At 63.9% G+C, this 8,948-nt stretch carries 6 protein-coding genes; all 6 read right to left on the minus strand.

The features are described from left to right. Positions 1-192: 192 nt before the first annotated feature. A complete protein-coding gene (locus JOY90_RS09035) occupies positions 193-978 on the minus strand; it encodes a GntR family transcriptional regulator (RefSeq protein ID WP_291690798.1) in 786 nt (261 codons plus the stop codon). Positions 979-1,099: 121 nt separating this feature from the next. Further along, entirely contained in the window at positions 1,100-2,968 is a 1,869-nt protein-coding gene (locus JOY90_RS09040) for a GMC oxidoreductase (RefSeq protein ID WP_291690799.1), read from the minus strand. A gap of 9 nt (positions 2,969-2,977) precedes the next feature. Beyond that, positions 2,978-5,716, minus strand: a complete 2,739-nt coding sequence (locus tag JOY90_RS09045; protein WP_291690800.1) for a hypothetical protein — start codon at positions 5,714-5,716, stop codon at positions 2,978-2,980. 25 nt (positions 5,717-5,741) lie between these two features. Further along, positions 5,742-7,235, minus strand: a complete 1,494-nt coding sequence (locus JOY90_RS09050) for a cytochrome c (RefSeq protein WP_291690801.1) — start codon at positions 7,233-7,235, stop codon at positions 5,742-5,744. After that, complete coding sequence (locus JOY90_RS09055) at positions 7,232-7,648, minus strand: hypothetical protein (protein ID WP_291690802.1); 417 nt, start codon at positions 7,646-7,648, stop codon at positions 7,232-7,234. Before JOY90_RS09055 ends, JOY90_RS09050 begins: the two co-directional genes overlap by 4 nt. 20 nt (positions 7,649-7,668) lie before the next feature. Further along, a partial coding sequence (locus tag JOY90_RS09060; RefSeq protein WP_291690803.1) for a c-type cytochrome occupies positions 7,669-8,948 on the minus strand: 1,280 nt, incomplete at its 5' end.

Raw genomic sequence — 8,948 nt, forward strand, 5'->3', positions numbered from 1 at the left:
ACGACGGGAATGGTAGGCCAGAGCGCCAGCGCACTCGTCGCCAGCAGGCTTTTGCAAAGGTCGCGACGGGTCGTCATCATCCAGCCCTCCCATTGATCCAGGGGAGCCTACCTTGTGATATATCAAATATCAAGTATGATATATCATTATGAACGCAACATAATCAGCTCAATGACTTGGACAGATAATCTGTCATGAGATGGATTGTGCTTCTCCCGACAGGAGGCTCCGGAGCAGCCCTTCGCCGCGCAGCAAATCCCGTTCGATCGCCGCGGCGAGGCCCGCCGCGTCGCGTGCCCTGACGGCGCCGATCGCCTCGGCATGAATCCGAATCGCATCCTCCGGATTCGCCATGGTGGGGTAGAGGAGACGGAAGGTCGGCCCGACCCGAAGCCATGCGGCGCGAATGAAGGAAACGACCAGCGGCATATCCGCGGCTTCATAGATGCGGAAATGAAATTCGCCGTCGGACCGAAAGGCGAGCCGATAGTCGCCACGGTGGTAGCAGGCGGTCATGCGCTCCAGCGAACGTTCCAGCGCCTTGACATCATCGGCGGTGAGGCGATCGGCCGCCATCTTCGCGACCGTGGGCTCGAGCGAATGCCTGATGCAGTAGATTTCCTTGAAGCGCTGCGGTGAAAGGGTCGGCACGACAGTCGTCCGCGCATTCAAGAGTTCCAGCGCGCCTTCCCGAACCAGCCTGAGCACCGCCTCGCGCGCAGGTGTCAGACTCACACCCAGTTGCGCGGCCAGATTCCGGGTAGCGAGCTTTTCGCCGGGAACGTAGCCGCCCTCCATCAGATTCGCGGCGATGATTTCATAGGCGCCCTCGGCGAGCGTTGCCGGTCGCTCCAGCAGACGCGGCGATCCGGATCGATTGGCCGCCCGCTCTGGTCTGGCTTCCCTCGGTCGAGACGAAATTTCAGGCATGCTCACCTCGCAGGCGGCAATTGGCCGCCAAGACGCCGCCGATCGCACGCTTTCACCCGATTCCTGACTATCAGTTGATCAGGAAATGTCCAAGCTCGCCGTGCATGTGCGAATGAGGAGCTTGGCAATACCGCGCGTGTGCGACGGCTATTATCTCGGGTACCGCAGTTCATCTGCGTCCGAGCACGACGTCCGCGGCCTTTTCGGCAATCATGTACACGGCCGTGACGATGAAATAGCCGGGAATGCGGGGAAAGATCGATGCATCGACGATCCGCAGATTGCGAATGCCGTGTACCCGGAATTCGCTGTCGACCACGCCGGACTGATCTTCCGGCTTCATGGCGCAGGTGCCGCAGGCATGATGGCCCCACGCATTGTCCTCGACATGGCGCCGCAATTGATCGTCGGTATAGAGATGGCGGCCGGGGGTCTCCTCCTCGGCGACCAGATCGCCCAGCGCATCGATCACCTTGCGCCCTACCTTGATGGCGGTGACGACCGCATCGACATCCGAGGCCGCAGCGCAGCCGCCCTCCCCGAAATAGTGGAAATCGATCAGCGGCCGTTCCAGCGGATCATCGGATCGCAACCGCACGGTCCCCGCATTGTTGCGGGTGTAGGCCTTGAGGACCGCCCAGGTGAAATAATCGAGCTTCCTGATGCGGTCCGAGTAACCGGGATAGTAGCCGCGGAAATCGGCGAGCAGGCAGAAGCAGAACAGGTCGGGACGCGGCTGATCGGTCCGCGACCGGAACTTGGCCGAGAACAGGACACCGTTGCTGGTGTAGGCGCCGGTCCCCCACCGCTTCCACTGACGATACAGCCGGTCCTTGACCGTGTAGGTCGCGCCTTGCAAGGCCTGCCACGGCCGCTTCATCCGATTGACCACGCCGATCTCGTAGCGGTCCTGGAGATTTCGGCCGACCCCGGGCAGGTGCTTGACCAAGGCGATGCCGTGCTGCGCGAGGTGCTCGCCATCGCCGATGCCCGACAGCATCAGGAGTTGCGGGGTGTTGAAGGCGCCGCCGGCCAGAATCACCTCGCAGTTCGCTTCGACGAATCTTTCCTCCCCTGCGTTGCCATGTGGCCGTGCCGCGGCCCGATAGAGCCGACGTCCCTCGCGATAAAAGACGCCGGATGCCGTTCGCGAGACGGGGTCGATCTTGACGCGGGTGACAAGCGCGTTGAGCCGTATGGTCAAGTTAGCGGGACATCGCTCCCTCACCTTCAGCAGGAATTCGCGCGCTCCGGTGCGGACATGCCGCGCGGAGGACATCGGCGTGAGACAGACCGTCGAAGCCTCGGCATTCACGAGCCGCTCGTCATTGGGATCGCCGAGGTTGCGCGTCAGCCACCCCCAGCCTTCCATCGCGTCCGGCATCAGGCTCGCGGCCGCGAGCAGCGCCTTCCACATCGTGCGCCCCAGCGGCCAATCCAGGACGGCGCGCAGCGGCAACGCGCGCTCGGTCGAGAGCCAGCCGCGCCAGCCATGCCCGGTCGGGTTCCAGTCGAACAGCCGATCGAGCCATCTGAACAGCGACCACTCGTAGCGGCAGCGTTCGAGCCGGCGAAAATAGCGCTGCATGTTCGACGCCCGCCACGACGCGTCGCCGGTCACCTGCCAGATGTGATTCCAGTCGGCATTGTTCGGCCGCACGATGATCATCGCGTTGTGGCCGGTGCAGCCGCCGAGGCCGCTGGCGCGCGGATAGACCACGCCATCGACCGTTTCCCCGTCCCATTCCTCGTGGTAGCGCCAGTCCCGCCGCTGCTGCGTCGTGTTCGCATAGTGGCGCACCCAGAAATTCCATCTGAAGTCCGGGTTCTCGGAAGCGAAGGGATGGAAGGCAGGGACCCCATAGTCGGCCTGTGCCGGCCGCTCTTCGGGCGACATTCCGTTCGAGGGCCGCGCGGGATCGTCGCCCGCGTCCAGCAGCAGCACGCGCCGGCCCGCTTCCGCCAATCGCGCTGCCAGCACGCCGCCGCCGGCGCCCGCGCCGACCACGACATACTCGAAACTCTCCGCACCCGCCACCGCACCACCTCAGAAATGCTTGAGATAGCTCACAAGCGATTCCTTGTCCTCGGCGGACAGATCGGCTCCGAAATAGTGGCCGCGATTGACGACGTAATCCGGACACTTGCTCAAGCCGACCAGCGTGTCGACGAATCCCGTGTCACGCACGGCCGCCTCGGAATTGGCCTCGGTCTGCGGATCGGCGAGCTCATCGGGCGAACATTTGCCGCCCATCCGCCTGAAGGCGCTGATCAGCGTCGGCCCCGCCTTCGCGAGCTTCCAATAGTGGCTGATCCCTCCCGGCTCATCGTGATCGGGCAGCAACTTCGTATTGACCAGCGCGTTGACCGGAAAATCCTTCGGCAGAGGTCCGAGCGCAAGTCCGCCCTTCCGATCGACCGCCCACGGCAGGAGCCAATGCAGCGGGCGGGACATGCGCTGCGCAAATGACGGCATGTAACCCGACGGGACCACGAGGCAGGCCGGCGCGCTGGTGCGATAGATGTAGCCGGGCACGGGAATCTGCGTGTGCTTGTCCATGCGCCGCGTCGATGGGTTCAGCATCTGCCGGATCGACTTGTCGAACACCTTCATCCTGTTGGCGACGCAGGGCATGTAGGGACCGTCGTCGCTCGCGGCCGGGCAGCGCTCCGCGCCGTTGTAATAGCCGGGATCGTAGCTGTCGTCATAATCGTAGCCCACCGAGTTGTTCGACAGGAACGGGGCGGTCGACCACAGGCTGATCAACGAGGGCGGACGAAGATAGCCGCGGCCGTTGCCGAGCGGCTGCAGCGGCATCGACGCGCCCGAGACGGGATGCTGAATGGTCAGCTCCTTGACCGGCGGCAGCGACTTGTACGACGACGAGGTGAAATTGTCCCAGATGTCGCCGGCCAGACCGTTGGTCGCAAGCGGCGTGCAGGCGTTGGTCTGCAACAGGTCGACGGGAACGCGGCGTTCGGACGACAGGTAGTTGCCATCGATGAAGGCGTCGTGGCCGGCCTCGTCGCGTGCCGTGACCAGCTTGACCATCGCCTCCTTGAAGGCCTTGGTCTGCGTCCAGTCCCAATAGCGGTCCCAGCACAGGCGATAGTTCGGCCCGTTGCCGCCGCCCGCGCAGATGCCGTCGTCGATCCCCGAATTGGCGGGGATGTCCGGGACCTTGCTCGAGTGACAGGCGGCGCAGTTTTCCGCGAACACGACCTGGCCACGTTTGACCTTGTCCGAATCCATCGGCTCGAGGTACGCGTTTCCGCCCGGCGCATCCTCCAGATGGTCGGGACGCGCCGTGACGAGGAAGAAGAGCGCCATATCAGCCGTCCGATCTTCCGTCGCCTGCCAGTAGACCGATTGCTTCTCCGCATCGCTGATCTTGATCGGCGTGATCTTCTGCCCGCCGACGAAGGGACGGAAATGCAATAGCCATTCCTCGCTGAACAGGCCGATGTTCAGATAGACGCGGTTGAGCGCGCCGAGCGTGCCGACGGCGTCGGCGCCGTCCTTCAGCACCCGCATGGTGTTCGAGGTGCCGCCCGTGGGATTCCAGAACTGGGGAAGCGCGGCCGTCTGCGGATAGTCCTGGAGCTGCTTGTTGTCGAGTTCACCGCTCTTCAACTGCTCCGACCCATGCTGCAGGCTCATTTTCAGGCGAGGGATGACGTTGTAGACCGCATTCATCGTCCGCGGATTGTTCATGTAGTCGGTGGAAACCAGCGAGGTATCCAGGCTTCCGGGCGGGTTGGTGTGGAAGAGCTGGTAGAGGAAGTTCGCCTCGTTGGGCGCAGGCGCGTTGCTCTTGTCGCGCGGCCGGGTGTTCCAGAAGAAGACCCGATTGACCCAGTAATATTGCGCGCCCGGATTCGAGGCGAGGTTCTCCCATTTGGGGTTTTCCGGATCGGCCGGCGGTCTGACCGCACTCGGCCCGACGTGGCAGAAGGCGCAAGCCATCCCGACGCGATAGGGACGGACGAGGTCGGTCCTGTTGTAATAGGACGGATCGTTGTAGTAGCGCTCCGGGTCCCAGGCCGCGCGCGCCTTCTCGTCAAAATCCGGATTCGGGAACAGCCGCAGGCCGACGACCCCGGACGGCTCTCCGTAGTAGGAGCCGACCGGCACCGTCTTGCCGCGCGCGCCGATCTGCACGCCGGGATATTTGGCCGGGTCGGCAAACGGATCGGGCGCGCAACCCGGATCGCGCTGGTCCAGCCACAGGCCGAACCGCGACGCGTCGGCCTCCTTGGCCTCGGTGAAACAGGGCTCGTTGACCAGCCCGAGCCACGACCAGCGATTGTGGCGCCCATAGGCCATGCTCTTGTGGGAGGAGATGATCTTCAGGAGATCGAACGCGCCGGTGGTGTGGCCGCCCGCATAATCCCAGAACCGATCGTTGCCGCCGGTCCAGACCAGCCAGGCGCTCTGGCCGAGGATCGCGTGCTGGCGCACCTCTTCAGGGCTCAGCTTGGTCAGGGCAGCGACTTCGGTGATCTCCTTGGGATAGGAGGCGCCGTCGGCCGGCTTGACCAAAAGCTCCTTGTCCATGCGGACGAAGAAGCTGCAATCGGCCCAGCCTTCGCTGCACGGCTTCGGCGCCAGCGACTGACGGGTCCGGTTGGCCTTCTTCGCTTCGTCCGGGATGGTGCCGAATTTCGCGCTGTCCGGCTCGACCAGCGCCTGAAACAGCAGCACCCCGCCCACGACGAGCAGCAGCGAAAGCACTGCCAGCGAGATGGCCGTCCACTTGAAAATCCGTATCGCGATGCGTCTCATGGCAGGCTCTCGTCGCTTCGCAAGATCACAATGTCTTCAGGAAGGCCACCAGCGCGTCCTTGTCGCCGGCGGGCAGGTCGGTGCCGAAGGCATGTCCGCTGTTGGCATTGCCGGGAACGGAGGTGTCGTAGAGCGTGCCGAAACGCTCGGCCACCGTCCCGGCCTGGCTGACGAAACCGCCATTCGCCGGATCGACCAGATCGTAGCCGCGGTAGAATGTCTTCGGCCGCTCGGAAGGCGCCGCCAGCAGATCGCGCAGCGTCGGCACCGAGCCGTTGTGCAGATAGGGGGCGCGCAGCCACAACCCGCTCAGCTCGTTGGCGAGGTAGCCGTTGGTCTTGTGGAAGGCCTTGAAGCCCCAATTGTAGCCGCCCTCGCGATAATTGGTGTAGCGATCCTTCGCGGCTTCGGTCCACATGTCGATGCGATGACGGTCGGTGTCGAGCTCCGCGGCCGAAATCACCGTGCGGAAACGCGCGCCCCCAGGCTCGTGACAGACCGCGCAGCGATCGAGATAGATCGCCTTGCCCTTCTCCACCTGCGCGACATCGACATGATAGGGATCGTCGGCGCCAAGCGCGGTAGAGAACGGCGACGGCGGCGGCATCTGCAGCCTGACGAAATCGATGATGGTGGTCAAATCCGCGTTGGCACCGGCGTAGCCCTGATAGTCCATGCCGTCGCCGATCGCGCCGGCTACGGCGGTTTCGCGCAGGTTGGTGCTGAGGCCGTCCCAGTGCAGCGAAGTTTCGCGCTTGGGATCGGCCAATCCGTCCAGGTGCCAGAGCGGCATGATGTCGGAATTGCCGATCGTGCAGTCGTCGGGCAGCTTGAGATTGAAGAACTTTACGGGATTGAACGGGTCGATCCGCCCCGGCCCCCAGTCCGGCCGCGGACAATCGGGGCGCGGGTCCATCCAGGCAAAGCGGGTCGCCTGCTCGGCGAACGCCTTGCGCACCGCCGGAATCAGGAGATAGCGATACAGCAGCCTTTCGTAGAGCGGCATGTCGTAGATGCCAGTGATCGCGGCCATCACCTTGTCGGTCGTGAAGCGATCCTTGTCGCGGCCGATCGCGGTCAGGAAGCGCAGGAAGCCCTGGATATTGACGCGCGTGCCCGCGCCTGCCGGAACGAAGGTGGCGGGATCGCCGGCATGCAGGCGATAGCTGCCCTGGTGACAGAACGCGCAATTCGGCGCGACCCGTGGAATGACGCCGAGCGTCTTCTTGGAGAAGCCGACCGGCAATTCCTCACCCGCGACCCAGTAGACGCCGATCGATCCATAGCCGTCCTGGTTGCCCGGCAGATATTCCGGAAACAGCGTCGGCAGCACCCGCCAGATCCAGTAGGGGATCCCCTGCGCGCTCTCATTGCCGATCGAGCCGTGATCGAAGACCTGCAGAGGATCGTTGGTGGCGGGCTGCGCGACCGGACGCAGCAGCACGAACCACGCGAGCGGCACCACGATCACGACGAGCGCGAGCACGACCGCCAGAAAGATGGAGACAATCCTGGTCATTGAATCAGCCCCGCCCCGCGGCCCTGCTGCTCGAGCGCCCTGATGCGGATCAGGCAATACAGCGTGGTCGAGCCGATCAGCGCATCGACGAACGAAATCGACAGGAAACCCGGAGGCTGCCCGAACAGCACCACGGCGACGAAGAAGAACGTGGCGCCGAAGGTGCGCGAGGGAAACACGGCAATGCAGGCATTGGCGCGATAGCGGACGAAGTCGACGGCGGCCGGAACGTAGAACACCGAGATGATCATCAACAGTCCGGCCGACGCCCGCGCCCAGATCAGCTCCTCGAGCGGGATGCCGAACAGATCGAGGAACCATCGCGGAAAGAACAGCATCGGGATCACGAACAACGCGTTCAGGAAAATGCCGAACCACACCAGAATGGTGTGGCGCAGGATCCACTTGCTCACCGTATCGTCCGCTGGTGTGCTCATAGCGTTTTCATGTACTCCACCAAGGCGTCCTTATCGGCCGCGGACAGCTCGGTGCCATAGTCCCTGCCCTCGTGTCCGCGGTTGGAATTGCCGGGAATGCCGGTGTCATAGAGGAACAGATCCTTCGGGGACGCCCCGTAGCCGTCGGAGCGGTAACCGACCTTGCCGGTGTCGAGGATGTCGCTTCCCCGGTACCATTTCGCGGGACGCGCGCCGGCCGGCTCCAGCAGGTCCCGCAGCGTCGGCACCGAGCCGTTGTGGAGATAGGGCGAGCGCGCCCAGATGCCGTCGAGCGGCTGGTTGGCGTAGCCGGCCGTCTTGCTGAAATGGCTGAAGCGCCAGGGATAGCCGACATAGAGCACGTTCTGCGCAGCCGCGAAGTTCTGCGTGTAGGATTGCCAGCGGTCCGGATCGGTGCCGATCCTCTCGAGGTCCTCGATCTGGCCGAGCCGGGGGAAGCGGTTGGTGTCGTAGCTGTACTTCACCGACCCGTCGCTGCCCGACTTGTCCTTCATGCCGTGGCAGCCGGCGCAATATTCCTCGAACAGCTCGCGGCCGCGATCGGCCTTCGAAGCGTCGACCGGCGGGCCGGGAAATGGCTTCGGTTCCAATTCCCAGATCCAGGCGCGGACCCTCTTGATCGCCGCGATGTCGACGGTGACGGGCGTAACGCCGGCGCCGAGAGCGGCACTCAGGTTGCGCTCATCGACCGAGGTGTTGTTGCCGTCCCAGTGCAGATGCATGCCGTCGCGCGGATGCTGCGCCCAGATCGAGGGGAAATCGGATGCGCCGTTCAGCTCCGTGACCGCAACGTGCGTCGCATCCATCGGGAAATTGAACTGGATCGCCTTGTAGGGATTGAAGGTGTCGACCCGGCCTGGTCCCCAGTCGTAGTAGGGCTGGTACGGCGGATGGCCGTTGCCGCCGACGTCACCCTGCCGGCCGAGAAACGCGAATTGCTGCGAAAGATGCGTCAGTCCCGCCTGCACGCGAGGAAACACGATGTAGCGGTAGATCAGGCGGTCGATGAAATGGAGGTGCCCGCCGACCTCGGGACTGTTGATCGCCGCAATCAGGTTGTCGGCATCGAACTTCGGGTCGGCTGCGACCTTGAGAAAGAATTTCAGGAAATCGTAAAGGCGCAGATTGTTCGCGGGCGCGCCATAGTAGAACGTGGGCTTGTCGGTCAGGTTGATGCTGTAGGTGCCGACGTGGCAGACGGCGCAGTTGAGCCAGACCCGCTCGACGCCAGTGACCACTCGCCTCGACATGCCGA

Origin of the sequence: Bradyrhizobium sp. (assembly GCF_019242285.1) — a bacterium.
Lineage (GTDB): Bacteria > Pseudomonadota > Alphaproteobacteria > Rhizobiales > Xanthobacteraceae > Bradyrhizobium.